Here is a 25,169-nt window from a genome sequence, read left to right as displayed (position 1 = left end):
CAGGATGCGTCGTGTGAGCGAGGGAGCGGGGCGCGACGAGCGCGGGCGCGATGAGACGCCCGAGGAGCGCGCCGACCGCAACTTCTCGGACATCCTGCAGGAGCTGCGGGTCGTGCTCACCGGCACGCAGCTCATCTCGGGCTTCCTGCTCGCAGTCGCCTTCCAGTCGCGGTTCGAGGACCTCGACGCGGATGAGGTCCAGCACTACCTCGTGCTCGTCGCGATCGCCGCGCTCGCGACCCTGCTCGGGCTCACGCCCGTGCTCGTGCACCGCCTGCACTTCCAGCGCAGCATGAAGCAGCAGATCGTGCGGTTCTGCAACGTGCTGCTCATCGCGACGCTCGCGGTCGTGTCGATCCTCGTCATCGGCGTGACGAGCTTCATCTTCGAGGTCGTCGTCTCGGCCACGGCCGGCCTCTGGGCGAGCATCGCGTGCGCCGCGGCCGTCGTCGGGCTGTGGGTCATCGCGTGGGCTGCCCGCCGGGGGGCGAGCCGCGGGGACTGACCCGCATGTCGCCGTGTTACCAGCGTGCTGGGCTTCGGCCCCGCGCCCCTGCTTGTCTGGCTCCGTCAGCACGACGGAGGGAGCAGCATGGACGGGCACGGTCGCGACGAGCACGCGTGGGACGCGATCCGCAGGGTCGACCTCGAGCGGCCGTCGAGCCGCAAGTGGAGCCTGCACCCCGGCACGATCGGCGCGTGGGTCGCCGAGATGGACTTCGGCACGGCCCCGGCCGTGCGCGATGCGCTCGGCCGCGCGATCGCAGACGACGTGCTGGGCTACCTCTCCCCCTCGACGGCCGCCGAGCTCGGTGAGGCCGCCGCGGCGTGGCAGGCGAGGGAGCACGGGTGGCTCGTCGACCCGGAGCGCGTGCACGCGGTCTCCGACGTCATGGCCGCGCTCGGCGTCGCCGTCGAGGAGTACTCCCCCGCGGGCTCCGCCGTGATCGTGCCGACGCCCGCCTACATGCCGTTCCTCACCTACCTCGAGCGGCTGGGCCGCCGGGTCGTGGAGGTCCCCGGCGTCGTCGTGGACGGCCGCTGGCAGCACGACCTCGACGGGATCGACCGCGCGTTCGCCGCCGGCGCCGGCACGCTCGTGCTCTGCAACCCGCACAACCCCACCGGCACGGTGCTGCCGCGCGAGGAGCTCGAGGCGATCGCGCTGCTCGTCGAGCGCCACGGCGGGCGCGTCTTCGCCGACGAGATCCACGCCCCGATCCGCTTCGACGGTCGCGGGCACGTGCCGTACGCCTCCGTCTCCGAGACCGCCGCCTCGCACACCATCACCGGCACGAGCGCCTCGAAGGCGTGGAACGTGCCCGGCCTCAAGGCCGCGCAGCTCATCACCTCGAACGACGCGGACGAGGCCGTCTACCGCCGCTTCGGCTTCGCGGTCGTCCACGGCGCGTCGACCCTCGGCGTCATCGCCGCGACCGCCGCCTACCGCGACGGCGGCGCGTGGCTCGAGGGCGCGATCGCCTACCTGCAGCGCAGCCGCGACCTGCTCGCGGCGCTCGTCGCCGAGCGGCTGCCCGCCGTGCGGTGGCGGCCGCCGGAGGCCACCTACCTCGCGTGGCTCGACCTCGGTGCGCTCGACCTCGGCCGCGGCGCCGGCTCGCCCGCGTCGCTGCTGCTCGACCGCGCGGGCGTGGCGCTCACCGACGGCGCGCTCTGCGGGGCCGGCTTCGACGACCACGTGCGGCTCGTCTTCGCGACGCCCGCCCCCGTGCTCGAGGAGGCGGTCGACCGCATCGCCACGGCGCTCGTGCCCGCGGGGGTCGCGCGATGAGCGGGCTCGGCTTCGAGACCCGGCAGGTGCACGCCGGCGCGATCGTCGACGCCGAGGCCGGCGCGCGCGTCACCCCGATCTACCAGAGCGCCGGCTACGTCTTCGACAGCTTCGACGACGGGGTCGAGCGCTTCGCCGGCCGCAGCGCCCGCCGCGCCTACTCGCGCAACGACAACCCCACGAACGTCGTCGCGGCGCGGCGCATCGCAGACCTGGAGGGCGGTGTCGACGGCGTGCTCGTCGCGAGCGGCCAGGCCGCGATCGCGATGGCGCTCAGCGCGCTCGCGCAGGCGGGCGACCACATCCTCACCACCGACCGCCTCTACGAAGGCACGCGCGAGATGATCCGCGGCGCGCTGCGCCGGCAGGGCCTCGAGTTCGAGGCGCTGCCGATCGACGCCGACGAGGACGCCTGGGTCGCCGCCGTGCGGCCGAGCACGCGCGCGATCTACGCCGAGTCGATCGCGAACCCGCTCGGCGAGGTCGTCGACCTCGCGCTGCTGGGCCGCGTGTCGGCGCGCACCGGGGTGCCACTCGTGGTCGACAACACCGTCGCGACCCCGTACCTCTGCCGACCCGTCGAGCACGGCGCGGCCGTCGTCATCCACTCGACCTCCAAGTGGCTCGGCGGCCACGGCTCGGTCATCGGCGGCGCGATCGTCGACGGCGGCGGCTTCGACTGGACGGCCGCGGCCGCCCGCTTCCCGCACCTGCACGAACCCCGCCCGCACGGCGCCCCGTCGTTCGCCGAGCGCTTCGGCGCCGCGGCCTACAGCGCCTACCTGCGCTCGGTCGTCGTGCTCGAGCACGGCCCGACCGTGCCGCCCTCGAGCACGTTCCTGCTGCTGCACGGCATCGAGACGCTGTCGCTGCGGATGGAGCGGCACGTCGCGAACGCGGTGGCCGTGGCCGACGCGCTGCAGGACCACCCCGCCGTCGCGCGCGTGCACTACCCCGGCCGCGCCGACGGTCAGGCGGAGCGCGTCGCCCGGCTGCTCCCCGACGGCGCGGGGTCGATCGTGTCGATCGACCTCGCGGGCGGCAGGGACGCCGCGCGCACGTTCCTCGACGGCCTGCGGCTCGTCAGCCAGATGACGCACATCGGCGACGTGCGCACCCTCGCGATCCACACCGGCAGCACCATCCACGGCAAGCTCGACGACGCGGAGCGCGCCGGGCTCGGCATCACCGAGGGGCTCGTGCGCATCTCGGTGGGCATCGAGCTCGTCGACGACATCGTGGCGGACCTCGAGCAGGCGCTCGACGCGGTGCTCGCGGCGGGCGAGCGCACCGCGACGCGGCGCTCGGCCGCCGCGCAGCTCGAGGCGGTGCACCCGTGAGCCGGCTGCGCTACTCGTTCGAGCTCTACCCGCCGCGCGACGAGGCCGCGCGGCTGCGGGTCGAGGCCGCCGTCGACGCCTTCGCCGCGCTCGAGCCCGAGTTCGTCTCGGTCACGTTCGGCGCCGCCGGCACCTCGACCTCGCACTCGCTCGACGTGCTGCAGCGCCTGCTCGACGGGGGCGCCAGCCCGATGGCGCACCTGACGTGCGCGGGGCTGGAGGTCGACGAGACCGGCAGGCTCGTGCGGCAGTTCCTCGACGCCGGCATCACGAAGTTCCTCGCCCTGCGGGGCGATCCGCCGCGTGACGGCGACGTCCGCCCCAAGCGCACGCTCGCCTCCGCGGCCGAGCTGGTGCAGCTCATCGGCCGGGTCGAGGCCGAGCGGATGCCGTATGCCGAGACGCCGCTGCCCGGGCTGCGCGCCCCGATCCTCGGCGAGCGGCGCGGCGCCGCCCTCGGGGCTCGGCGCGCGGCGACCGAGATCGCCGTCGCCGCGTTCCCGAACGGCCACCCGGGCGCGGGCACGCGGCGCAGCGACGTCGACGCGCTGCTCGCGAAGCAGTCGGCCGGCGCGACGATGGCCATCACGCAGCTGTTCTTCGACCCCTACGACTACGCACGCTTCGTCGAGCTCGCCCGCTCCCGCGGCGTCACGATCCCGATCGTGCCCGGCGTCGTGGTGCCGACGACCGTCCGCCGGCTCATCCGCTCGGCCGAGCTCGCGGGCGAGGGCGTGCCGCGCGTGCTCGCGGAGCAGCTCGAGGCTGCGAGCCCCGACGACGCGCGCCGGCTCGGCGTCGACGCCGCGGTCGCCCTCATCGGCGCGCTCGCCGAGCACGACCCCGGCGCCGTGCACCTCTACACGTTCAACGACCATCGACCGGCGATCGACGTCCTCGCCGGCGTCGGCGCACTCCCCCTCACCGCCCCCACCCCGACCGGAGCACCATGACCACCACCACCCCCGCCTTCCCCGGCGGCACGATCCTCGGCTACCCGCGCATCGGCCGCCGCCGCGAGCTGAAGCGCGCGCTCGAGTCGCACTGGCGCGACGCGATCGACGACGCCGCCTTCCACGAGGCGGCCCGCGCCAACCGGCTCGCCGACCTGCAGCGGCTCGTCGCGCTCGGCCTGCGCGCCGATGACGCATCGATCCCTGTCGAGGGCGCGCACTACGACCACGTGCTGGATGCGACGCTGACGTTCGGCGCGGTGCCCGCCCGCCTGCGCGGACGACTGCCGTCGGGCCTCGCTGGCGAGTGGCTGCTCGCGCGCGGCGCCGGCGACGACGTGCCGCTCGAGATGACGAAGTGGCTCGACTCGAACTACCACTACCTGGTGCCCGAGCTCGACGCCGCGTCGAACTTCTCGCTCGCGGACACGCGCATCGTCGATCGCTTCGTCGAGGCCGGCGCGGCTGGCGTGCACGCCCGGCCGGTCGTCGTCGGACCCGCGACCTACCTCGCGCTCGCCAAGGGCACCGGTGTCCGCCCGCTCGACCTCGCGGAGCGGCTCGTGCCCGCCTACGCGGCGCTCGCCGCGGCGCTCGCCGCCGCGGGCGCCACCTGGATCCAGCTCGACGAGCCGGCGCTCGTCGCCGACCACGAGGACGCCACGCTCGCCGAGCTGCAGGACGTCGCGCGCGCCGGCATCGAGGCCGCTCGGGCGGCAGGCTTGCGCGTGCTGCTGCACGTCGGCCACGGCGACGCGGCCGGCCGGGTCGAGCCGCTCGCCGACGCGGTCGACGCGCTCGCCGTCGACCTCGTGCGCGGCACGGCCCCCGAGACCGACGGCGTGCAGCTCGTCGCCGGCGTCGTGCACGGCCGCAACGTCTGGCGCACCGACCTCGACGCCGCGCTCGAGGCGCTGCGCGCCCTCGCGGAGCGCGGTCCCGTCTCGGTCGGCACGAGCACCACGCTGCTGCACGTGCCGCACGACCTCGACGCCGAGGCGGCGCTCGAGCCGCGGCTGCGATCGTGGCTCGCCTTCGCCGACCAGAAGGTCGCGGAGGTCGCGACCCTCGCCGCCGCGCTCGCGGGAGACGTCGACGAGGCTGCGTTCGGCGCCGCCCGCGCGGCGATCGACGACCGGCGCGCGGCGCCCGGCGTGCACGACGGCGCGGTGCGCGAGCGCCTCGCCGCGCTGCCTGCCGACGCCCGCACGCGCAGCCCGTACGACGATCGCGCCGCGCAGCAGCGGGCCGCGCTCGAGCTGCCGCCGCTGCCGACGACCACGATCGGCTCGTTCCCGCAGACGGGCGACATCCGCTCGGCCCGAGCGCGCAACGCGCGTGGCGAGCTCGACGACGCCGGCTACGCCGAGGTGCTGCGCGACGAGGTGCGCCGCGTCGTCGCGCTGCAGGAGGAGCTCGGCCTCGACGTGCTCGTGCACGGCGAGCCGGAGCGCAACGACATGGTGCAGTACTTCGCCGAGCACTTCGACGGCTTCGCGCCGACGCAGCACGGCTGGGTGCAGTCCTACGGCTCGCGCGCGACGCGGCCGTCGATCCTGTGGGGCGACGTGGCGCGCCCGGAGGCGTTCACGGTCGAGTGGATCGCCTTCGCGCAGTCGCTCACCGACCGGCCCGTGAAGGGCATGCTCACGGGACCCGTCACGATCCTCGCGTGGTCGTTCGTCCGCGACGACCAGCCGCTCGGCGAGACGGCCGACCAGGTGGCGCTCGCGCTCGCCGACGAGATCGCCGACCTCGAGGCGGCCGGCATCCGGATCGTGCAGGTCGACGAGCCGGCGCTGCGCGAGCTGCTGCCGCTGCGGCGCGAGGCTCGGCCCGCCTACCTGGACTGGTCGGTCGGGGCGTTCCGGCTCGCGACCGCCGCGGCGGCGCCCGCCACGCAGATCCACACGCACCTCTGCTACTCGGAGTTCAACACGGTCGTCGACGCGATCGACGGGCTCGACGCCGACGTCACGAGCATCGAGGCGGCCCGATCGAAGATGGAGGTCGTCGACGCGCTCGCCGGGCACGGCTTCGGGCGCGGTATCGGACCCGGCGTCTACGACATCCACTCCCCGCGGGTGCCGGCGCGCGAGGAGCTCGACGAGCTGCTCTCGATCGCGACCGGCGCCATCTCGGACGAGCTGCTGTGGGTGAACCCCGACTGCGGGCTCAAGACCCGCGGCTACGCCGAGACGGTCGAGAGCCTCGGCAACCTCGTCGAGGCGGCCCGCCGCGCTCGCGCGGCAGTCGCCGTGGCATGAGCGGCGTGCGGCTCGCGGTCTTCGACGCCCTGCCCGACGCAGGCTCGATCGGCCGGATCGCGGGTGAGCGCCGCGAGCCGCACGTCAGTGCGCGGTGCCGACCGGCGCCTTGCGCTTGAGGAGGCGGGAGACACCGAGCACGATCCCGACGACGACGATGCCGAGCACGAACCCGAACAGGGCGGACACGGCGGTGTCGGCGAGCCAGACGATGACCGGGCCTGCTGCTTCGACCGCATCCGTCACGGCGTGGAGCAGGTCGTAGGGGGCGTGCCAGATCGTCTCGGCGAGGTTGGCGATCACCAGGTGCCCGCCGACCCACAGCATGGCGACCGTTCCGACGACGCTGATGACCTTGAACACGACCGGCATGGACCGGACGATGCGTGCACCCGTGGCGCGCGCCGCCGGCGCCTCCTTGGCCATGAGGTGCAGCCCGATGTCGTCGATCTTGACCAGCAGGCCGACGGCGCCGTAGACGAGCGCCGTCATCCCGAGGCCGATCACCACCAGAGCGGCGAGGGTCATCCAGATGCCGAGGTCCGGGTCGAGGCTCGCGAGCGAGATGAGCATGATCTCGGTGGAGAGGATGAGGTCGGTGCGGACGGCGCCGGCCACCAGCTTCTTCTCGTCCCGCACCTCGGTCTCGTCGGCGGCGTGGTGGAAGCCGAACCACTCCATGACCTTCTCGGCGCCCTCGAAGCACAGGTACGTCCCACCGACGATCAGCAGGTACGGCAGCACCCAGGGTGCGAACGCGGACAGGAGGAGCGCGAGCGGGATGATGATGAGGAACTTGTTGAGCAGGCTCCCTCGGGCGATCCGCCAGACCACGGGGAGCTCGCGTGCCGGGCTGAGCCCCTGCACGTACTGCGGGGTGACGGCGGCGTCGTCGATGACGACGCCGGCGGTCTTCGCGCTCGCCTTGAGAGCGGCAGAGAGAATGTCATCGACGACGGCGAGCAGGCCGACCGACATGGGAGCTCCTCAGGGGTAGGTGCACCGCGTGCAGCGGTGGCGACGGGACCGAGCGCGAACTTCGCCTACGTCCATTCTCTCCTGCCGAGATGGACGAAGGCCTCGCCGACCTCGCGGAGGCGGCCGCCGCGCTCGCGTGGCAGCCGCCGCGCGCCGAGGCGGCCGACAGGGCTACCGTTGGCGCATGCCGCGGATGCAGCACGTGGAGTCGTCGAGCGTCGACGCGGTCGGCTTCGATCCCGCGCGCAACGAGCTCACCGTCCGGTTCGTGAGCGGCGACACCTACGTCTACGGCATGGTGCCGCGCGCCGTGTTCGAGGCGCTGCTCGGAGCCGACTCGATCGGGCGGTTCGTGAACGAGCGCATCAAGCCGCGCCACCCGGTGCGGAGCTCGTGATGCCGCGGGAGGCCTGATGCTCACCCTCGCGCTCGCCCGCCGCATCCGCGATGCCGGCGTGCTGTGGGAGCCCGCGCCCGGCGACCGCTTCACGATCGACCGCGAGAGCGTGGCCGGCGACGTGTTCTGGATCAGCCACCTCACGATCGACGTGCACGTGATCCAGGGGCAGCCCGTGCTCGGCTTCAACGGCACCACGGAGTGGGCGCTCGACTCCGTCAGCCTCGACGAGGCGCTGTGGCTGCCGCGCGAGGACCAGCTGCGCGAGCTGGTCGGCGACCGCCTGCTCGCGCTCGAGGCGGGCGACGGCTGGGTCGTGCGGACGGTCGACGGGCGCTTCCGCGACCCGGACGTCGAGGTCGCGTACGCGCTCGCGCTGCTCGCCGCGCTGGAGTGACCCGCTCCCAGCCTGTGTGACGTCATGTTGCGCCGCGAGGTGCGACCGGCCTCCGTGATCGGCTTTGCTTGTGTCAGCACCAAGCACCGCTTATGGAGGTCCCTCGTGATCCGCATCACCCCCCACCGCACCCCGCTCCGCCGACGGCCGTCCGTCCGCCTGGCCGTCGCAGCCGGCGTCGCCTCGACGATGGCCCTGACGGCCTGCGCCGCGGGCGAGGCCGCGGCACCGGGCGCCGCGAGCGATGGCCCGGTCACCGGCGGCACGCTCACCTACCTCGAGCACCAGGCCTACACGACGCTCTACCCGCCGGCCGCGGGCTTCTACCCCAACGGCGCGCTCGTGAACAACCTCACCGCGCGGCTGCTGCACCAGGACCCCGAGACGCTCGAGCTCGAGCCGTGGATCGCCACCGCGCTCCCGGAGGTCAACGGCGACGCGACGGAGTACACCTTCGACATCCGCACCGACGTGACGTACTCCGACGGCACGCCGCTGACCGCCGAGAACGTCGTCGCCAACCTCGACCTCTTCGGCCTCGGCGACCAGGACCGAGCGCTCATCGTGTCGGAGGCCGTCAACAACTACGAGCGCGGCGAGGTCGTCGACGACGACACCGTGCGCTTCCACTTCCGCGCCTCGGCGCCCGGGTTCGCGCAGGCGGTGTCGACCATCAACTCCGGCCTGCTCGCCGACGCGACGCTCGAGCGCGACTCCGAGGGCTTCGGCCCTGGCAACGCCGCCGACATCATCGGCGCGGGCCCCTTCACGGTCGAGTCCGAGGAGGTGGGCACGAGCATCCGCCTCGCCGCCCGCGAGGACTACGCGTGGGCGCCGCCGTCCGCCGAGAACCAGGGCCGACCCTACGTCGACGCCGTCGACATCGTCATCGCACCCGAGGACAGCGTGCGCATCGGCTCGCTCGCCTCCGGCCAGGCGCACATCGCGCGCCAGGTCGAGCCGCAGCACGAGGAGCAGGTCACGAGCGCCGGGCTCTCGCTGCACGCCGCGCAGACGAACGGCGTGAACAACGGGCTGAGCTTCCGCTTCGACCACCCGCTGCTGCAGGACATCGACGTGCGGCGGGCGCTCATCGCCGGCATCGACCGCGAGGAGGTCGTCTCGTCGATCTTCTCGGACGCCTACCCGCTCGCGACCTCGTCGCTCTCGAGCACCGCGCTCGGCTACAGCGAGCAGGAGGACGCCTACGCCTACGACCCCGACCTCGCCGAGCAGCTGCTCGACGACGCCGGCTGGGTCGTCGGCTCGGACGGCATCCGCGTCCGCGACGGGCAGCGGCTGCACCTCGTGGTCAACGAGGCGCTCCCCCAGCCCCGCTCCCGCGACGTCATCACCCTCGTCGCGCAGCAGCTGCGCGAGATCGGCGTCGAGCTCGAGCTGTTCCAGGGCGACCAGGCCGCCCAGACGGCCGCGTCGACCGACATCGACCAGGTCCAGATCTACCACTCCATGGTCGGCCGGGCGGACTTCGACGTCATCAAGAGCCAGTTCTCGATCGACAACCGCAACACGCTGCTGAACGAGGGCGCGGACGGCCAGCCGATCGACGCCGACCTCGAGGCGCTGCTCCAGGAGGTCGCCTCCGAGCCCGACACCGAGGCCCGCGCCGCCGCATCCGCCGCCGTGCAGGCCCACCTCACCGAGCAGGCCTACGTGCTGCCGTTCTTCGAGGAGCCGCAGGTCTACGGCGTGCAGCCGCAGGTGCACGGCTTCGAGACCGAGTCGGTCGGCCGCCCCACGCTCTCGGGCGTGTGGCTCGAGGGGTGAGCCGGATGCGCTTCGCACTCCGCCGCACCGGTCAGGCCGCGCTCGTCGTCGTCGCGACGTTCGTGCTCGCCTTCCTGCTGCTGCAGGCGCTGCCGGGCGACGCGATCGTCGCCCGGTACGCGAGCCCCGAGCTCGGCCTCACCGCGGCACAGCTCGACGAGCTGCGCGCCGTCTACGGCACCGACCAGCCGATCTGGGTGCAGCTGTGGCAGTCGGCCGCGGGCTTCCTGACCGGCGACCTCGGCACCTCGCTGCAGAGCGGCGCGAGCGTCGAGACGCTGCTCGCCGCTGCCCTGCCGTCGACGCTGCTGCTCGCCTCCCTCGGCTTCGTCGTCGCGGTGCTGCTCGCCGTCGGCATCGCGGTGGCCGCGACGAACGGCCCGGGATGGATCCGTCGCGGCTTCCGCTCCCTCCCGCCGCTGTTCGTCTCGATCCCGGTGTTCTGGCTCGGCATCGTGCTGCTGCAGGTGCTCTCGTTCCGGCTCGGCCTCGTGCCCGTCATCAACGCGAGCCCGGCCGAGGCACTCATCCTGCCCGTCCTCACGATCGCGGTGCCGATCGCCGCCCCGCTCGCGCAGGTGCTCATCCGCAGCATCGACGACACCGTCGCCGAGCCGTTCATCGCGGTCGCCCGCTCGCGCGGCGCCGGCCCCGGCTGGGTGCTGTCGCGCGAGGTGGCGCGCAACGCGCTGCTGCCGACGCTCACGATCGCCGGCGTGCTGTTCGGCGAGCTCGTCGCCGGGGCGGTCGTCACCGAGACGGTGTTCGCCCGCTCCGGGCTCGGCCGGCTGACGCAGGAGGCGGTCGCAAATCGCGACATCCCGGTGCTGCAGGCCATCGTCGTCATCTCGGCGATCGGCTTCGTCATCATCAACCTGGTCGTCGACCTCGTCTCCCCCGCGATCGACCCGCGCCTCCGCCGGGCGGTGCACGCATGAGCGCGATCACCGCCGCGCTCGGCGAGCGCACCGCGCGGCCGTCGGTCCGGCCTCGCCCGGCGGCGACGCTCGTGCTCGCCGTCGTGGTGCTCGCGATCGCGCTCGCCTGGGCCGTGCTGCCCTGGCTCTTCACCGCGCAGGACCCGATCGCGGGCGTCGCCGCGGATGCGCTGCAGGCGCCGAGCGCCGCGCATCCGTTCGGCACCGACGCGACTGGCCGCGACCTGCTCGCGCGCGTCATCTTCGGCGCCGGCAACTCGCTCTCGGGCGCGGCGATCGCCGTGCTCGTGGGGCTCGTCGTGGGCACGGCCATCGGCGTGCTCGCCGGCTCGCTCGGTGGACTGCTCGAGGAGGCGCTCATGCGCGTCGTCGACGTGCTGCTCGCCATCCCCGGGCTGCTGCTCGCACTGAGCGTCATCGTGCTGCTCGGCTTCGGCGTCGCGAACGCGGCGATCGCCGTCGGCGTCACCTCCATCGCCGTCTTCGCCCGGCTCGCCCGCTCGCAGGTGGTGCGCGTGCGCCGCAGCGACTACGTCGAGGCGGCGTTCGGCTCCGGCGGCACGTTCCTCGGCGTGCTCGGCAGGCACGTGCTGCCGAACTCGCTCGGCGCGGTGCTCGCCCTCGCGGCGCTGCAGTTCGGCAGCGCCATCCTGCAGATCTCGACGCTCGGCTTCCTCGGCTACGGCGCTCCGCCGCCCATCCCCGAGTGGGGCCTGCTGATCGCCGAGAGCCGCGACTACGTCGCCACCGCCTGGTGGCTCACCACCCTGCCCGGCGTCGTCGTCGCCGGCGTCGTCCTCTCGGCGAACCGCGTCGCCGCCGCCATCAGGGAGAGAAGCGCATGACCGATCCACTGCTCCGCATCACGGACCTCGCCGTCTCCTATCGCTCGCGAAGCGGCCGCCGCACCGCGGTCGACGGCGTCAGCCTCGAGCTCGGCCGCGGCGAGGTGCTCGCGCTCGTGGGCGAGTCCGGCTCGGGCAAGACCACGATCGGCCAGTCGGTCATCGGCCTGCTCGCCCCCGGCGGGCGCGTCGACCGCGGCGCGATCGAGCTGCAGCTCGCCGGCGGCCCGCTCGACCTGACGCGACTGCCCGCGCGCGCGGTGCAGGAGCTCCGCGGGCGCCGCATCGCGCTCGTCCCGCAGGATCCCGGCACCTCGCTCAACCCCGTGCGCACGATCGGCGCCTCCGTCGCGGCGCCGCTGCGCATCCACCGCTGGGGCACGCCCGACCGCATCCGCCGCCGCGTCGTCGAGCTGCTGGACCGCGTGGGCCTCGACGACCCGGAGCGACGTGCCGGGCAGTACCCGCACGAGCTCTCCGGCGGCATGCGGCAGCGCGCCCTCATCGCCGCCGCGATCGCGCTCGAGCCGGAGCTGATCATCGCCGACGAGCCGACGAGCGCGCTCGACGTCACCGTCCAGCGGCGCATCCTCGACCTGCTCGACGACCTGCGCGACGAGCTCGGCTCGAGCGTGCTGCTCATCACCCACGACCTCGCGGTCGCTGCCGAGCGCGCCGACCGCATCGCGGTGCTCCGCGCCGGTGCCGTCGAGGAGGCCGGCGCCACGAGGGAGGTGCTGCGCGAGCCGGCGAGCGCCTACACGGCCGAGCTGCTCGCCGACGCTCCGGCGCTCGACGACGAGTCGCCGCGGCCGCCGCGGCTGCCCGGCGAGCCGTTCCTCGTCGTCGACCGTCTCGTGCACGACTACGGTCGCGGCCGGGATGCGTCCCGCGCCGTCGACGACGTCTCGTTCGCGGTGGAGCGCGGCACGACGCACGCCCTCGTCGGCGAGTCCGGCTCGGGCAAGACGACGATCGGCCGCGCGGTCGCGGGCTTCCACGGCCCCTCGAGCGGGGACATCCGCATCGGCGCGCACGACGTGCCGGCCGAGCGCCGGGACCGCGCGCTCCGCCGCGTCGTGCAGCTCGTCTCGCAGAACCCCTACGCATCGCTCGACCCGCGCCGCACCGTCGGGCAGACGATCGGCGAGCCGCTGCGCAACTGGCGCCCGGCCGACGGCGGCGTGCGCGACCGCCGAGCCCTCGCCCGTCGCGTCGCGACCGCCCTCGACCGCGTCGCGCTGCCCGCCGACGTCGTCGACCGGCTGCCTGCCGAGCTGTCGGGCGGGCAGCGGCAGCGCGTCGCGATCGCCCGCGCGCTCATCATCGAGCCGGAGCTCGTCGTCCTCGACGAGGCGGTCTCGGCGCTCGACGTGACCGTGCAGTCGCAGATCCTCGAGCTGCTCGAGCAGCTCCAGCGCGAGCTGGGCCTCACCTACCTGTTCATCACCCACGACCTCGCGGTCGTGCGCCGCATCGCCGACACCGTCACGGTCCTGCGGCGCGGCCGGGCGGTCGAGACGGGCACCGCGCAGCAGGTGCTCGGCCAGCCGCAGCACGAGTACACGAGGGCGCTGCTCGACGCGGTGCCCGCACCCGACTGGCTGCGGGACCTCCGCGGCCCGCGACGACCCCAGCTGGAGGTGGCGTGATGGCGCCCTCGATCGGATTCTTCACCCGCGTCCTCGACGACGCCTCGGCGCCCGAGCGGTACCGCATCGCGCTCGACCAGGTGGCGCTCGCCGAGCAGCTCGGCTACCGCACCGCCTGGGTCGCCCAGCACCACCTCGACGGCGCCGAGGGCGGCCTGCCCTCCCCGTTCGTGCTGCTCGCCGCGGCTGCGGCACGCACGTCGCGCATCCGCCTCGGCACGGCGATCCTCACGCTCGCGCACGAGCAGGCCGCGCGCGCAGCCGAGGACGCCGCGGTGCTCGACGCGATCGCCGACGGCCGCGTCGAGCTGGGCCTCGGCACCGGCGGCAGCCCGCGCACGCTCAGCGCGTTCGGCGAGGACGCCGCGCACCGCCGCGCCATCTACGACGCGAAGCTCGTGCGGCTGCGCTCGCTGCTCGACGGCTCCGCCGACGTCGAGCTCTACCCGCGCGCCCACGGACTCGCGGACCGCATCTGGCAGGCCACGTTCTCGGCCGAGGGCGCTCGCACCATCGGCGCGCACGGCGACGGGCTCATGCTCTCGCGCGTGCAGCCGCCCCCCATAGACCTGCCCGCCGGCGCCTCGCCGCCGCGCGTCTGGGACGTGCAGCGGCCGCTCGTCGATGCCTATCTGGAGGCGCTGCCCGCGGGCGTCGCTCCGCGCGTCCTCGCCTCGCGCAGCGTCGTCGTCGTCGACCCGGCGGAGCGCCGGTCGGTGCGGGCGCTCGCCGAGCAGGGCATCGGGCGCCAGCTCGAGCAGCTGCAGGGCGTGACGCCCGGCTCGCTCTCGATCGACGAGCTGCTCGAGCGCAGCGAGACCCACCTCGGCACCCCCGCAGAGGTCATCGACTCGCTCGCAGCCGACGTCGTCGCCGCCGGTGCCACCGAGGTGTCGGTCCAGGTCCACTCGGTCGATCCGCACCCCGCCATCGCGGCGCGGTCGATCGAGCTGTTCGCGCGAGAGGTCGCGCCCGCGCTCGGCTGGAAGGTCGGGCACCGACTGCAGGAGGAACGCCATGTCGCATGACGTCATCGACCACCTCGCCGAGATCCCCGCGGGATCCCGGCTCGACGAGATCCGTCGGGCGAGGCCCGACGCTCGCGAGCACGCGCAGCAGAGCTTCCTCGCGCTGCTCGAGCCCGCCGATCCCGGCCGGCTGTCGCTCGCCGACCGCTACGCGGTCGCGGCCTACGTCTCGCTGCTGCACGACGCCGCACCGACGCCGACGCGAGCGTCCTCGTTCTACCTCGAGCTGCTCGGCGACGAGGCGGATGCCGACCTCGTGCGCGCCGTGCGGCGCGCAGCCGACGAGGGACGAGCATCCGGCCCCTACGGCGGCTACCGCGAGCCCGGCCTCGCCGACGAGGCGCTGCCCGGCCCGGTCGCCGTCGTCGACCGAGCCTCGATCCCCGCGCGGCTCGCCGCCGCGCTCGAGCACGCGCACCTGCTCGTGCTGCACCCGCGCGACGCGAGGCCCGCATCGCTCCGCGCGCTCGTCGACGCCGGCTGGGAGGCCGACGCCATCGTGTCGCTGAGCCAGCTCGTCGCGTTCCTCGCATTCCAGCTGCGGCTCGTGCACGGCCTGCGGACGCTCGCCGCCACGCCGGCCGCGGGCGACACCCCCACCCACCACGAGCTGCAGGAGGCACGCGCATGAGCGGCACCCACGACCGCACCCCGATCCTCGACCACTCGGAGCTGCGACGGCCCGAGGCCTTCACGCAGCGCGGTCTCGGCTGGGCGCCGTGGGCGCCGCCCGTCCCGGAGGACGAGCTCACCGACGCGCAGCGCCACGCGCTCGTCGAGGCCTCGCGCTCGTCGAGCCCCTACTTCCGGCTGCTCGCGCGAGACCCCGAGGCGCTCCGCGCCCGCACGCTCACCGACCTCGACATCTTCGGCAACGAGGCGGGCGGGCTGCCGCGCTGGGAGCGCGAGCTCTCGGCCGCCGCGGCGTCGCGCGTCAACGGCTGCGTCTTCTGCGCCTCCGTGCACGCCAGGGCCGCTTCGCGGCTCTCCGACCGCACCGACGACGTGCAGCGCCTGCTCGACGAGGGCGTCGGCGCGCGCGTCGACGACCGGTGGGACGCGATCGTCGACGCCTCGGCGGCGCTGACCGCGACCCCGGCCGCCTTCGGTCCCGAGCACGTCGAGCGGCTGCGCGCCGCCGGCATCGACGACGCCGGCATCGTCGACCAGGTCGCCGGCGCGGCGTTCTTCAACTGGGCGAACCGGCTGATGCTGTCGCTCGGCGAGCCGGAGGTCGTCTGATGGGCGCGCCCGCGATCCTCGACCACGTGGTGCTGGCCGGCCCCGACCTCGCCGCGACGATCGACGAGGTCGAGCTGCGCACCGGCGTGCGCGCGCCGCTCGGCGGCCGACACCCGGGCGGCACAGCGAACGCGCTCATCGGGTTCACCCGTGGCGGCCGGCGCGTCAAGCAGTACCTCGAGCTGATCGGACCCGACGCCGAGGGCGGGTGGGCGGCATCCGAGATCGGCCGGTTCGGCATCGCCGAGCTGCCGGCGCCCGCCGTCGTGAGCTTCGCGATCGCGCCCCACGACCTCGACGCGACGGTCGAGCGCGCGACGGCCGCGGGCGCCGGCATCGCCGCCTTGGTGCCGCTGTCGCGACGCACGCCCGACGGCCGCGAGCTCGCGTGGCGGCTCGGGCTGCCCGAGGACGAGCGGCAGCCGCCGTTCCTCATCGACTGGGGCGACACGGCGCATCCGGCGCTCGACGACATCCCCGCGCTCGAGCTGCTGGCTGTCCGGCGGCTCGCGACCGACGTCGCCGCGGAGACCGCGCGCCTCCGCGCGCTGGGCGTCGAGGTCGGCGACGGACGCGATGCGCTCGAGGTCGTTGCCGCCGACGCCGACGGCATCGAGATCGAGGTCGAGGTCGACGGCCTGCCGGTCGTCCTCCGCTGAGAGGCGGGCCCTTCCGCTGATCCGCGATCCGCGCTTGGCTGTCGGTGCGGGGGCTTCCCCGCACCGCGGTCAAGGAGGACGGCAATGGCATCTGTCGCACGCATCACGACGATCAGCGCTCGCTCGGAGAAGAGCTTCGAGGACGCGATCACGCAGGGCATCGCCCGGGCGGGTCAGACGCTCCGAGGGATCGAGGGCGCCTGGGTCAAGGACCACGTCGTCAACATCAAGGACGGCAGCATCACGTCGTGGCAGGTCAACCTCGAGGTGACGTTCGTCCTCGACGACGCCGGCGCCGCGGTCGACGCGTCAGCCGACTGACATCGGGTCCGACGGACCCGGCCTGAGCGCGGTGACGGTGCACGCCGCCGCCGCGCGCAGGCGCGCCTCACCGGAGGGTCAGACGATCGAGACCGAGGCGCCCAGGCGCTGCTCGGCGAGCCGCGCGCCCCGACCGAGCGACTCGAGCTTGGCGACGGCGATCGACGGGTGGATGCGTCCACCGAGCCCGCAGTCGGTCGACGCGATGACGCGCTCCGGGCCGACGATGCGCGCGAACCGCTCGATGCGGTCGGCGACGAGCTCGGGATGCTCGACCACGTTCGTCGCGTGGCCGATGACGCCCGGCGCGATGCGCTTGCCGTCGGGCAGCGCGACCTGCTCCCAGACGCGCCACTCGTGCTCGTGGCGCGCGTTCGCCGCCTCGAAGGAGTAGCTGCCCGCGTTGACCTCGAGCACGAGGTCGACGATCTCGGCGAGGCCGATGTCGGTCGTGTGCGGGCCGTGCCACGAGCCCCAGCAGAGGTGCAGCCGCACCTGCTCCTCCGGGAGGCCGCGGATGGCGTGGTTGAGCGCCTCGACGCGGATGCGGGTGAAGTCGAGGTAGTCCTCGATCGACGGCTCGGGGTTGATCTGGTCGAAGTTCTCGGCGAGCGAGGGGTCGTCGATCTGCACGATGAGGCCGGCATCGACGATGGCGCGGTACTCCTCTCGGAGTACCTCGGCCCATGCCCAGATGTGCTCCTCCTCGCTGCCGTAGTGGCGGTTCGCGATGCGCGACGCCGACCCCGGCGAGAGCGCGGTGAGGAAGCCCTGCTCGGCGCCCGACCCCTCGAGGCCCGCCTGCAGGTTGGCGATGTCGGCGGCGATGGCGTCCTGGCCGATGTAGCGGAGCGCGCCGGTCGTGGCGGGGAACGCGGTCGCGGGCGTCGACTCCAGCAGCGGGTGCTCCGGGTCGAGGTAGGCGTCGGCGAAGCGCACCCAGTCGCGGCGGTCGGGGAACGACGTCAGGCGGATGTCGCCGGGCGCGGAGCGCTGCGGCGCCTCGGTGAAGATGTCCTCGCCGGTGACCTCGAGGCCCGCGACGCGCTGGAAGACGTAGCTCCACCAGGCGCCGTAGTCCTGCGCGCTCGACATCGCCTTGCCGTACTCGCCGTCGCCGATGATCGTGACGCCCAGCTCGCGCTGGCGGCGCACGAGGTCGGCGACCGCGGCGCTGAGCAGCGACTCGAGCTCGGGGGTGCGCTCGAGCGTGAGGCCGTCGGCCGCGAGCGTGCGGGCGGCGTTGGCCGCGAGCAGCTCGGGCGTGCGGGGCAGGCTGCCGGCGTGCGAGACGTCGATGCGGGGCATGGTGACCTTCCGGTGACGGGGACGAGTGGTCGCGACGCTACCGACGCGCGGCACGCGCATCGACTCCCCCGGTCACGCTTCGTCACACATCCGGCCGCCGCAGCCGACCGTCCGATCGGCGGCGCGGCGCGCCGGGTGTGACCGTTCGCATCCGTTCCTGTGCACAGACCCTGCGTAGGCTGTATGCCGACCCCACGAGGAGACGACGATGTCAGACACAACCTTCCAGCTGCTCGCGATCGCGATCTACTTCGCCGCCATGATCGGCATCGGCGTCTACGCCGCGCGCAAGACGAAGAGCCACGAGGACTACATGCTCGCCGGCCGCGAGCTCAGCCCGTTCACCGCGGCCCTCTCCGCGGGCGCGTCGGACATGTCCGGCTGGCTGCTCATGGGCCTGCCCGGCGCCATCTACGCCGCCGGCCTCATCGAGGCCTGGATCGCCATCGGCCTCACGATCGGCGCCTACCTCAACTGGAAGCTCGTGGCTCCGCGCCTGCGCGCCTACACCGAGGTGGCCAGGAACTCGATCACGATCCCGAGCTTCTTCGAGAACCGCCTCCGCGATCGCACGCGGGCGCTGCGCCTCGTCTCGGGCATCATCATCCTGGTCTTCTTCACCTTCTACGTCTCGTCCGGAATGGTCGCCGGCGGCGTCTTCTTCGAGTCGACGTTCGGGGCGAACTACATCTGGGGCATGCTCCTCGTCAGCGGCGTCACGCTGCTCTACACGCTGTTCGGCGGCTTCCTCGGCGCGTCGCTGACGGATGTCGTGCAGGGGCTGATGATGGTCATCGCCCTGATCCTCATCCCGGTCATCGCCTTCTTCACGGTCGGCGGCCTGCAGGGCGTGCAGGAGGGCATCACCGACTCCGGCGCGGAGCTCAGCGGCCTCATCCCCACGGACGTCGACGGCATGGTCGTGCTCGGCATCATCTCGTCGCTCGCCTGGGGCCTCGGCTACGTGGGCCAGCCGCACATCATCGTGCGCTTCATGGCGCTCAAGTCGGTCGCCGCCGCGAAGCCGGCGCGGCGCATCGGCATCAGCTGGATGGTCATCTCGCTCATCGGCGCCGTCGTCTCCGGCTTCATCGGCATCGCCTTCGTGCAGCAGTCCGGCATGCAGATCGACAACCCCGAGACCGTCGTGCTCGCGATGTCGCAGGCGCTGCTGCACCCGTTCGTCGCCGGCCTGGTGCTCGCCGCCGTGCTCGCCGCGATCATGTCGACGCTCTCGAGCCAGCTCATCGTCTGCTCGTCCGCGCTCGTCGAGGACCTGTTCCAGGTCTTCGTCAAGCGGCAGCCGTCGCAGAAGGTGCTCGTGCTCCTCGGTCGGGCGTGCGTGCTCGCCGTCGCCGCGGTCGCCGCGGTGCTCGCGATCAACCCGTCCGACACGATCCTCGGCCTCGTCGGCTTCGCGTGGGCAGGCTTCGGCGCGGCCTTCGGCCCCATCGTGCTGCTGAGCCTCTTCTGGCGCCGGCTCACGGCGATGGGCGCGCTCGCCGGCATGATCGTCGGCGCTGCGACCGTCTTCATCTGGGACGCGATCGAGCAGGCCACCGAGATCGGCTTCTTCACGCTCTACGAGATCGTGCCGGGCTTCGTGCTCAACCTGCTGGTCGCGATCGTCATCAGCCTCGTGGTGCACCGCCACGACCCCGAGGTCGACGAGGAGTTCACCCGCACGGGCCAGATCGTGGCGCTCAAGCCCGGGGAGTCCCACGTGAGCGCGGCGGCTGCGGCCGACCGCAACGCCCTGCCCTGATCGGCGACGCCGCGCCCGATCGTCACCGGGGAGACCGGACCGCCCCAGAGCGGACACCCGCCGTTCACCCGGCGACACCGGGCGCCGCGGTAGCGTGATCGGTCGCGGCCACCGGGCGCGGCGGGCACACGGAGGCGAGATGAGCGAGACGATCGACGGCGTCCTGGCGGGGGCGCACCTCGCGCCCCCGCCCCGCACCCTGCTCGACGTGCTGCGCGACAGCGTGCAGGCGAACCCCGACGGCTCCGCGATCGAGGACGCGGCGGGCGCGCTCAGCTACCGGGAGCTCATGGCTGCCGTCGTGCGCACCGCAGCGCGCCTGTCGCTCGAGGGCGTCGGCCGGGGCGACCGCGTCGGCATCCGGATGCCGTCCGGCACGCGGGACCTCTACATCGCGATCCTCGGGGTCATGGCCGCCGGTGCCGCGTACGTGCCCGTCGACGCCGACGACCCCGAGGAGCGCGCGACCCTCGTCTTCCGCGAGGCCGCGGTCCGCGGCGCCATCACCGGTGCCGGGCAGTACACCGCGGTGCGCGCCGACGACGCGCCCGCCCCCGCGACCGCGCTCTTCGCGGGCGCGCCCGCGCATCCGAGCACCGCCGGCCTGCCCATCCCGTCGCTGCCCACGCCCGACGACGACGCCTGGGTCATCTTCACCTCCGGCTCGACCGGCACGCCGAAGGGGGTCGCCGTCAGCCATCGCTCGGCCGCCGCGTTCGTCGACGCGGAGTCGCGGCTCTTCCTGCAGGAGGAGCCGATCGGACCGGGCGATCGCGTGCTCGCCGGCCTGTCGGTCGCGTTCGACGCCTCGTGCGAGGAGATGTGGCTCGCGTGGGCGCACGGCGCGTGCCTGGTGCCGGCGCCGCGGTCGCTCGTCCGCAGCGGCATGGACCTCGGTCCGTGGCTCACGCTCCGCGGCATCACCGTCGTGTCGACCGTCCCGACCCTCGCCGCGCTCTGGCCGGCCTCGTCCCTCGAGGACGTGCGGTTGCTGATCTTCGGCGGCGAGGCGTGCCCGCCCGAGCTCGTCGACCGGCTCGCGACCGACGGCCGGGAGGTGTGGAACACCTACGGCCCCACAGAGGCGACCGTCGTCGCGTGCGCGGCGCTGCTGGTGCCGGGCGAGCCGGTGCGGATCGGGCTGCCGCTCGACGGCTGGGACCTCGCGGTGGTCGACGACCGAGGTCGGCCGGTCGCCGACGGCGACATCGGCGAGCTCATCATCGGCGGCGTCGGCCTCGCGCACTACCTCGACCCCGCGAAGGACGCCGAGCAGTACGCACCGCTGCCGTCGCTCGGCTGGGACCGCGCCTACCGCTCGGGCGACCTCGTGCGGTTCGACCGCGACGGACTCTTCTTCCAGGGTCGCGCCGACGACCAGGTGAAGGTGGGGGGCCGCCGGATCGAGCTCGGTGAGATCGAGGCGGCGCTGCAGCAGCTGCCCGGCGTGCAGGCGTCGACCGTCGTCGTGCAGCGCACCGACGCGGGCAACCAGGTGCTCGTCGGCTACGTCGGCTGCGACGTCGCGGCGTTCGACCGAGGGGCGGCGCTGGCCCGGCTCCGCGCGGAGCTGCCCGCTGCGCTGGTGCCGCTGCTCGCACCGATGCCCGAGCTGCCGACCCGCATCTCGGGCAAGGTCGACAAGGCCGCGCTCCCCTGGCCGCTGCCCGGGGCGCTCGACGCAGCCGACGTGGCGGCCGCCGACCCCGCGATCGGGCTGCTCGCCGCCGACTGGCAGGCCGTGCTCGGCGTGCCGGCCTCCGGCGCCGACGCCGACTTCTTCGCGCTCGGCGGCGGCTCGCTCGCCGCCGCCCAGCTCGTCACGCGCATCCGCTCGCGCTCGCCCGAGTTCACGGTCGCCGACATCTACGCCTACCCGCGGCTCGGCGCGATGGCGGCCGAGCTCTCGGCACGCGCGAGCGGCGGTGCGCCGGAGCCGGCCTCGACCCACGACGTGACGCGCACCCCGCGCGGGACGCAATGGATCCAGACGCTCCTCGGCGTGCCGCTCTTCATCCTCAGCGGGATGCGCTGGCTGCTCGCCGCGCTCACCGCGAGCACGATCCTGAGCGGCCTCGACGGCTTCGAGGCGCTCCCCACCGCCGAGCCGTGGCTGCTCGTCGTCGGGCTCGCGGTCTTCGCGACGCCGTTCGGGCGCATGGCGATCGCCGTCGTCTGCGCGAGGCTGCTGCTGCGCGGCGTGCAGGCGGGCGACCACCCGCGCGGCGGTCGCGTGCACCTGCGCCTCTGGCTCGCCGAGCAGGTGGCGCAGCAGGTGGGCGCGGTCAGCCTGGCGGGCGCGCCCTGGGTCACGCTCTATGCCCGGGCGCTGGGCGCCCGCATCGCCGAGGACGTCGACCTGCACGCCGTGCCGCCCGTGACGGGCATGCTGCGCGTGGGCCGCGGCGCCTCGATCGAGCCGGAGGTCGACCTCAGCGGCTACTGGATCGACGGCGACGTGGTGCGCATCGGCGCGATCCGCATCGGCGCCCGCAGCGCCGTGGGCGCGCGCTCGACGCTCGCACCCGGCACCCGCATCGGCAAGGACGCGGTCATCGCGCCGGGTTCCGCGGTCTTCGGTCGCGTGCGCTCCGGCGAGCGATGGGCGGGGTCCCCGGCGAGCCGCGTGGGCGCGGCGAAGTCGTGGTGGGCACCCGAGCGCCCGCCGCGCGACGCGCGCTGGGCATGGGCGTACGGCGCCTCGGCGATCGGCCTGTCGCTGGTGCCGATGCTCGCGCTCATCGCCGGCGGTGCGGTGGTGGCGGCCGGCGTGGCCGGTGCCGAGTCGCTCGGCGAGGTCGCCCTCCGCGCACTCGCTTGGATCGCACCCGCCACGGTCGTCGCCGGCCTCGTGCTCGCCGCGCTCGTCGTGCTCAGCGTGCGACTGCTCGCGATCGGCATGACCGAGGGCGTCTTCCCGGTGCACAGCGCCAACGGCTGGCGCGTCTGGGCGACGGAGCGCGTGCTCGACATGGCCCGCACCGCGCTCTTCCCGCTGTACGCCTCCCTCGCGACGCCCACCTGGCTGCGACTGCTCGGCGCGCGCGTCGGCCGCGACGCCGAGATCTCCACGGTGCTGCTCGTGCCCACGATGACCACGATCCACTCCGGCGCGTTCCTCGCCGACGACACGCTCGTCGCCTCCTACGAGCTCGGCGGCGGCTGGGTGCGCATCGCCCACGCCGAGATCGGCGAGCGCGCGTTCCTCGGCAACTCCGGGATGGCGGGCGCGGGCAATCGCATCCCCAACGACGCGCTCGTCGCGGTGCTCTCGGCGGCGCCCCGCAAGTCGAAGAAGGGCTCGTCGTGGCTCGGCTCGCCGCCCGTCGCCCTGCGGCGCACCGCGGTCGTGGCTGACGACTCGCGCACCTACTCGCCGCCCCCGCGACTGCGGGTGGCGCGCGCCCTGTGGGAGCTGTGCCGCATCGTGCCCGTCATCGTCACGTGCGCGCTGGGCGGCGCCGTCATGCTCGCACTGCTCTGGATCGTGGATGCCTGGGGCGGCCTCGCGGCGGCGCTCCTCAGCGGTGTGGTGATGCTCGCCGCGGGCGCGGTCGCCGCGGCCGTGAGCACCGCGGCGAAGTGGGCGATCGTCGGACGCATCCGCGTCGCCGAGCATCCGCTCTGGTCGTCGTTCGTGTGGCGCAGCGAGGTCGCCGACACCTTCACCGAGATGGTCGCGGCGCCGTGGTTCGCCCACTCGGCGGCGGGCACGCCCGCGCTGGTCTGGTGGCTGCGGAGCCTGGGCGCGACGATCGGCGACGGCGTCTGGGTCGAGAGCTACTGGCTGCCGGAGGCCGACCTCGTGACGCTGCGCGACGCCGCGACGGTCAATCGCGGCTGCGTCGTGCAGACGCACCTGTTCCACGACCGGATCATGTCGATCGACGCCGTCGTGCTCGAGCACGGTGCGACGCTCGGGCCCCACAGCGTCATCCTGCCCGCCGCGACGATCGGGGAGCACGCGACGGTCGGCCCAGCGTCGCTCGTCATGCGCGGCGAGCTCGTGCCCGACCGCAGCCGCTGGAGCGGCAACCCGATCGGCCCGTGGCGCGAGGTCACCTTCGCCGACTACCACGCGGTGAGCGGGTGAGCCCCGCGAGCGGCGCTCGGCCAGCGGTGGACGCGTACGCGCCGGGCTCCGGCGACGTCGCGTGGGATGCGCTGCACTACGACCTCGCCATCGACTACCGGATGGCCACCAACCGGCTCGACGGCGTCGCGCGGATCACGGGTCGGGCCACGACCGAGCTGCGCGCGATCGTGCTCGACCTCGTCGGGCTGCGCGTCAGCCGCGCGACGCTCGACGGGGCGCGACTGCCGCACACCGCGCGCGGCCCGCACGTCACCGTCCGGCCCGCGACGCCGATCCCGGCTGGGGCTCGGTTCGAGCTGGAGGTGGCCTACGGCGGCCAGCCCGCGCCGCGGCGCACGAGCTGGGGCCTCGTCGGGTGGGAGGAGCTCGAGGACGGCGTCATCGTGGCGTCGCAGCCCACCGGCGCGCCGACATGGTTCCCGTGCAACGACCGGCCGTCGAACAAGGCGACCTACCGCATCCGCGTCACCACCGAGCAGTCGTACCGGGCGGTCGCGACCGGCACGCTCGTCGAGGAGCGCACGTCGTCCGGGCGCACGACCCGCACCTTCGAGTGCCGCACGCCGGCCGCGACCTACCTCGCGACCGTGCAGATCGGCCGCTACGTGCGCCGCGCGACGACCGGCGCGGAGGTGCCGGTGGTCGCCTTCTACCCCGCCGCGCTCGAGCGCCGAGTGGTCGCCGACCTGGCGACGCTGCCCGCGATGCTCGCGTGCTTCGTCGAGCGGTTCGGGCCGTATCCCTTCGACGACTACACGGTGATCGTCACGCAGGACGACCTGGAGATCCCGCTCGAGGCGCACGCGTCGGCGATCTTCGGGGCCAACCACATCGACGGCAGGGGCGTCGAGGAGCGGCTCGTCGCGCACGAGCTCGCGCACCAGTGGTTCGGCAACAGCGTCGGGGTGGCCGCCTGGCAGCACATCTGGCTCAACGAGGGACTCGCCTGCTACGCGGAGTGGCTGTGGTCGGAGGCTGCCGGTCGCGAGTCGACGGACGCCCTCGCGCGCATCCACCACAAGCGGCTCGCGGCGCTGCCGCAGGACATCGTGCTGGGCGATCCGGGGCCCGCGCTCATGTTCGACGACCGCGTCTACAAGCGGGGGGCGCTGCTCGTGCACGCGCTGCGCCTCGCGCTCGGCGACGTGCGCTTCTTCGGCCTGCTGCACGACTGGACGGCGCTGCACGTCTCGTCGACGGTCACCTCGGACGACTTCCGGCGCCTCGCGGCGCAGATCGCGGAGCGGCCGCTCGACGAGCTGTTCGACGCGTGGCTCGTCGGCACGGCGCTGCCGCCACTCCCGCAGCGCGGCGGCAGGAAGCGGCGCTTCCGACGCTGAGGCGCGGGCGGGACCGCACCCGCGAGGTGGGTCTACCCGCGACGGGTGGGCCTACCCGCGACG

The 25,169-nt window shown here is 74.0% G+C and carries 21 protein-coding genes; 19 read left to right on the top strand and 2 right to left on the bottom strand.

Translation table 11 applies throughout. The features are described 5' to 3' along the window. Positions 1-13 precede the first annotated feature (13 nt). The 5 genes from EDD26_RS11285 to metE all read left to right on the top strand — a co-directional run bounded on the left by EDD26_RS11285 (position 14) and on the right by metE (position 6,352). The gene (locus EDD26_RS11285; RefSeq protein ID WP_245989868.1) at positions 14-505 is read left to right on the top strand and encodes a DUF6328 family protein; all 492 of its coding nucleotides are present in this window, start codon (positions 14-16) and stop codon (positions 503-505) included. Between the two features lie 87 nt (positions 506-592). Then, positions 593-1,792: a MalY/PatB family protein gene (locus tag EDD26_RS11280; protein ID WP_123697800.1), complete on the top strand. Its 1,200-nt coding sequence runs from the start codon at positions 593-595 to the stop codon at positions 1,790-1,792. Further along, positions 1,789-3,132 carry an O-acetylhomoserine aminocarboxypropyltransferase/cysteine synthase family protein gene (locus EDD26_RS11275; protein WP_123697799.1) on the top strand — a complete coding sequence of 448 codons (1,344 nt, stop codon included), beginning with the start codon at positions 1,789-1,791 and terminating at the stop codon, positions 3,130-3,132. Before EDD26_RS11280 ends, EDD26_RS11275 begins: the two co-directional genes overlap by 4 nt. Continuing rightward, complete coding sequence (locus EDD26_RS11270; protein WP_123697798.1) at positions 3,129-4,085, top strand: methylenetetrahydrofolate reductase; 957 nt, start codon at positions 3,129-3,131, stop codon at positions 4,083-4,085. Before EDD26_RS11275 ends, EDD26_RS11270 begins: the two co-directional genes overlap by 4 nt. Further along, on the top strand, positions 4,082-6,352 hold the full coding sequence (gene metE, locus EDD26_RS11265; RefSeq protein WP_123697797.1) for a 5-methyltetrahydropteroyltriglutamate--homocysteine S-methyltransferase: 2,271 nt from the start codon (positions 4,082-4,084) through the stop codon (positions 6,350-6,352). The genes EDD26_RS11270 and metE overlap by 4 nt, the downstream gene beginning before the upstream one ends. 84 nt (positions 6,353-6,436) lie before the next feature. On the opposite strand, the gene EDD26_RS11260 is transcribed toward metE, so the two are convergent. Continuing rightward, the gene (locus EDD26_RS11260) at positions 6,437-7,330 is read right to left on the bottom strand and encodes a DUF808 domain-containing protein (RefSeq protein WP_123697796.1); all 894 of its coding nucleotides are present in this window, start codon (positions 7,328-7,330) and stop codon (positions 6,437-6,439) included. Between the two features lie 184 nt (positions 7,331-7,514). On the opposite strand from EDD26_RS11260, the gene EDD26_RS11255 reads away from it, so the two are divergent. From EDD26_RS11255 to EDD26_RS11205, 11 genes are all read left to right on the top strand, one after another. Continuing rightward, positions 7,515-7,727 carry a KTSC domain-containing protein gene (locus tag EDD26_RS11255; RefSeq protein ID WP_123697795.1) on the top strand — a complete coding sequence of 71 codons (213 nt, stop codon included), beginning with the start codon at positions 7,515-7,517 and terminating at the stop codon, positions 7,725-7,727. A gap of 16 nt (positions 7,728-7,743) precedes the next feature. After that, entirely contained in the window at positions 7,744-8,124 is a 381-nt protein-coding gene (locus EDD26_RS11250) for a hypothetical protein (RefSeq protein WP_123697794.1), read from the top strand. Positions 8,125-8,313: 189 nt separating this feature from the next. Continuing rightward, a complete protein-coding gene (locus tag EDD26_RS11245; protein WP_123698559.1) occupies positions 8,314-9,912 on the top strand; it encodes a TIGR04028 family ABC transporter substrate-binding protein in 1,599 nt (532 codons plus the stop codon). A gap of 5 nt (positions 9,913-9,917) precedes the next feature. Continuing rightward, the gene (locus tag EDD26_RS11240) at positions 9,918-10,850 is read left to right on the top strand and encodes an ABC transporter permease (RefSeq protein WP_123698560.1); all 933 of its coding nucleotides are present in this window, start codon (positions 9,918-9,920) and stop codon (positions 10,848-10,850) included. Then, positions 10,847-11,695 carry an ABC transporter permease gene (locus EDD26_RS11235; RefSeq protein WP_123697793.1) on the top strand — a complete coding sequence of 283 codons (849 nt, stop codon included), beginning with the start codon at positions 10,847-10,849 and terminating at the stop codon, positions 11,693-11,695. The genes EDD26_RS11240 and EDD26_RS11235 overlap by 4 nt, the downstream gene beginning before the upstream one ends. Further along, a complete protein-coding gene (locus EDD26_RS11230; protein WP_123697792.1) occupies positions 11,692-13,347 on the top strand; it encodes a dipeptide ABC transporter ATP-binding protein in 1,656 nt (551 codons plus the stop codon). Before EDD26_RS11235 ends, EDD26_RS11230 begins: the two co-directional genes overlap by 4 nt. Continuing rightward, positions 13,347-14,375 carry an LLM class flavin-dependent oxidoreductase gene (locus tag EDD26_RS11225; RefSeq protein WP_123697791.1) on the top strand — a complete coding sequence of 343 codons (1,029 nt, stop codon included), beginning with the start codon at positions 13,347-13,349 and terminating at the stop codon, positions 14,373-14,375. Before EDD26_RS11230 ends, EDD26_RS11225 begins: the two co-directional genes overlap by 1 nt. Beyond that, a complete protein-coding gene (locus tag EDD26_RS11220) occupies positions 14,365-15,006 on the top strand; it encodes a CMD domain protein (RefSeq protein WP_123697790.1) in 642 nt (213 codons plus the stop codon). Before EDD26_RS11225 ends, EDD26_RS11220 begins: the two co-directional genes overlap by 11 nt. Then, the gene (locus EDD26_RS11215; protein ID WP_123697789.1) at positions 15,003-15,617 is read left to right on the top strand and encodes an alkylhydroperoxidase domain protein; all 615 of its coding nucleotides are present in this window, start codon (positions 15,003-15,005) and stop codon (positions 15,615-15,617) included. Before EDD26_RS11220 ends, EDD26_RS11215 begins: the two co-directional genes overlap by 4 nt. Further along, entirely contained in the window at positions 15,617-16,276 is a 660-nt protein-coding gene (locus EDD26_RS11210; protein ID WP_123697788.1) for a VOC family protein, read from the top strand. The genes EDD26_RS11215 and EDD26_RS11210 overlap by 1 nt, the downstream gene beginning before the upstream one ends. Positions 16,277-16,360: 84 nt before the next feature. Continuing rightward, positions 16,361-16,597 (top strand): dodecin family protein, encoded by a 237-nt coding sequence (locus EDD26_RS11205; RefSeq protein WP_123697787.1) that lies wholly within the window; start codon positions 16,361-16,363, stop codon positions 16,595-16,597. Positions 16,598-16,675: 78 nt separating this feature from the next. Here the strand turns inward: EDD26_RS11205 and EDD26_RS11200 are convergent, their stop codons facing one another. Next, positions 16,676-17,905 carry a cobalamin-independent methionine synthase II family protein gene (locus EDD26_RS11200; RefSeq protein WP_123697786.1) on the bottom strand — a complete coding sequence of 410 codons (1,230 nt, stop codon included), beginning with the start codon at positions 17,903-17,905 and terminating at the stop codon, positions 16,676-16,678. Between the two features lie 208 nt (positions 17,906-18,113). Between EDD26_RS11200 and putP the strand changes: the two genes are divergently transcribed. The 3 genes from putP to EDD26_RS11185 all read left to right on the top strand — a co-directional run bounded on the left by putP (position 18,114) and on the right by EDD26_RS11185 (position 25,106). Beyond that, the gene (gene putP, locus EDD26_RS11195; RefSeq protein WP_123697785.1) at positions 18,114-19,670 is read left to right on the top strand and encodes a sodium/proline symporter PutP; all 1,557 of its coding nucleotides are present in this window, start codon (positions 18,114-18,116) and stop codon (positions 19,668-19,670) included. A gap of 139 nt (positions 19,671-19,809) precedes the next feature. Then, positions 19,810-23,763: a Pls/PosA family non-ribosomal peptide synthetase gene (locus EDD26_RS11190; RefSeq protein ID WP_123697784.1), complete on the top strand. Its 3,954-nt coding sequence runs from the start codon at positions 19,810-19,812 to the stop codon at positions 23,761-23,763. Next, complete coding sequence (locus tag EDD26_RS11185) at positions 23,760-25,106, top strand: M1 family metallopeptidase (RefSeq protein ID WP_245989866.1); 1,347 nt, start codon at positions 23,760-23,762, stop codon at positions 25,104-25,106. The genes EDD26_RS11190 and EDD26_RS11185 overlap by 4 nt, the downstream gene beginning before the upstream one ends. The last annotated feature ends 63 nt before the right edge of the window (positions 25,107-25,169 follow it).

The sequence above is a fragment of the Agrococcus jenensis genome (assembly GCF_003752465.1).
GTDB classification, from domain to species: Bacteria; Actinomycetota; Actinomycetes; order Actinomycetales; family Microbacteriaceae; genus Agrococcus; species Agrococcus jenensis.
This window is presented reverse-complemented; position numbering and strand designations above follow the sequence as displayed.

Excerpts from the sequence above, each read along its gene's own strand:
- EDD26_RS11280 (WP_123697800.1), top strand. The coding sequence starts at position 593 with ATGGACGGGCACGGTCGCGACGAGCACGCGTGGGACGCGATCCGCAGG.
- EDD26_RS11275 (WP_123697799.1), top strand. The coding sequence starts at position 1,789 with ATGAGCGGGCTCGGCTTCGAGACCCGGCAGGTGCACGCCGGCGCGATC.
- metE (WP_123697797.1), top strand. The coding sequence starts at position 4,082 with ATGACCACCACCACCCCCGCCTTCCCCGGCGGCACGATCCTCGGCTAC.
- EDD26_RS11260 (WP_123697796.1), bottom strand. The coding sequence starts at position 7,330 with ATGTCGGTCGGCCTGCTCGCCGTCGTCGATGACATTCTCTCTGCCGCT.
- EDD26_RS11255 (WP_123697795.1), top strand. The coding sequence starts at position 7,515 with ATGCCGCGGATGCAGCACGTGGAGTCGTCGAGCGTCGACGCGGTCGGC.
- EDD26_RS11250 (WP_123697794.1), top strand. The coding sequence starts at position 7,744 with ATGCTCACCCTCGCGCTCGCCCGCCGCATCCGCGATGCCGGCGTGCTG.
- EDD26_RS11245 (WP_123698559.1), top strand. The coding sequence starts at position 8,314 with ATGGCCCTGACGGCCTGCGCCGCGGGCGAGGCCGCGGCACCGGGCGCC.
- EDD26_RS11240 (WP_123698560.1), top strand. The coding sequence starts at position 9,918 with ATGCGCTTCGCACTCCGCCGCACCGGTCAGGCCGCGCTCGTCGTCGTC.
- EDD26_RS11235 (WP_123697793.1), top strand. The coding sequence starts at position 10,847 with ATGAGCGCGATCACCGCCGCGCTCGGCGAGCGCACCGCGCGGCCGTCG.
- EDD26_RS11230 (WP_123697792.1), top strand. The coding sequence starts at position 11,692 with ATGACCGATCCACTGCTCCGCATCACGGACCTCGCCGTCTCCTATCGC.
- EDD26_RS11225 (WP_123697791.1), top strand. The coding sequence starts at position 13,347 with ATGGCGCCCTCGATCGGATTCTTCACCCGCGTCCTCGACGACGCCTCG.
- EDD26_RS11220 (WP_123697790.1), top strand. The coding sequence starts at position 14,365 with ATGTCGCATGACGTCATCGACCACCTCGCCGAGATCCCCGCGGGATCC.
- EDD26_RS11215 (WP_123697789.1), top strand. The coding sequence starts at position 15,003 with ATGAGCGGCACCCACGACCGCACCCCGATCCTCGACCACTCGGAGCTG.
- EDD26_RS11210 (WP_123697788.1), top strand. The coding sequence starts at position 15,617 with ATGGGCGCGCCCGCGATCCTCGACCACGTGGTGCTGGCCGGCCCCGAC.
- EDD26_RS11205 (WP_123697787.1), top strand. The coding sequence starts at position 16,361 with ATGGCATCTGTCGCACGCATCACGACGATCAGCGCTCGCTCGGAGAAG.
- EDD26_RS11200 (WP_123697786.1), bottom strand. The coding sequence starts at position 17,905 with ATGCCCCGCATCGACGTCTCGCACGCCGGCAGCCTGCCCCGCACGCCC.
- putP (WP_123697785.1), top strand. The coding sequence starts at position 18,114 with ATGTCAGACACAACCTTCCAGCTGCTCGCGATCGCGATCTACTTCGCC.
- EDD26_RS11190 (WP_123697784.1), top strand. The coding sequence starts at position 19,810 with ATGAGCGAGACGATCGACGGCGTCCTGGCGGGGGCGCACCTCGCGCCC.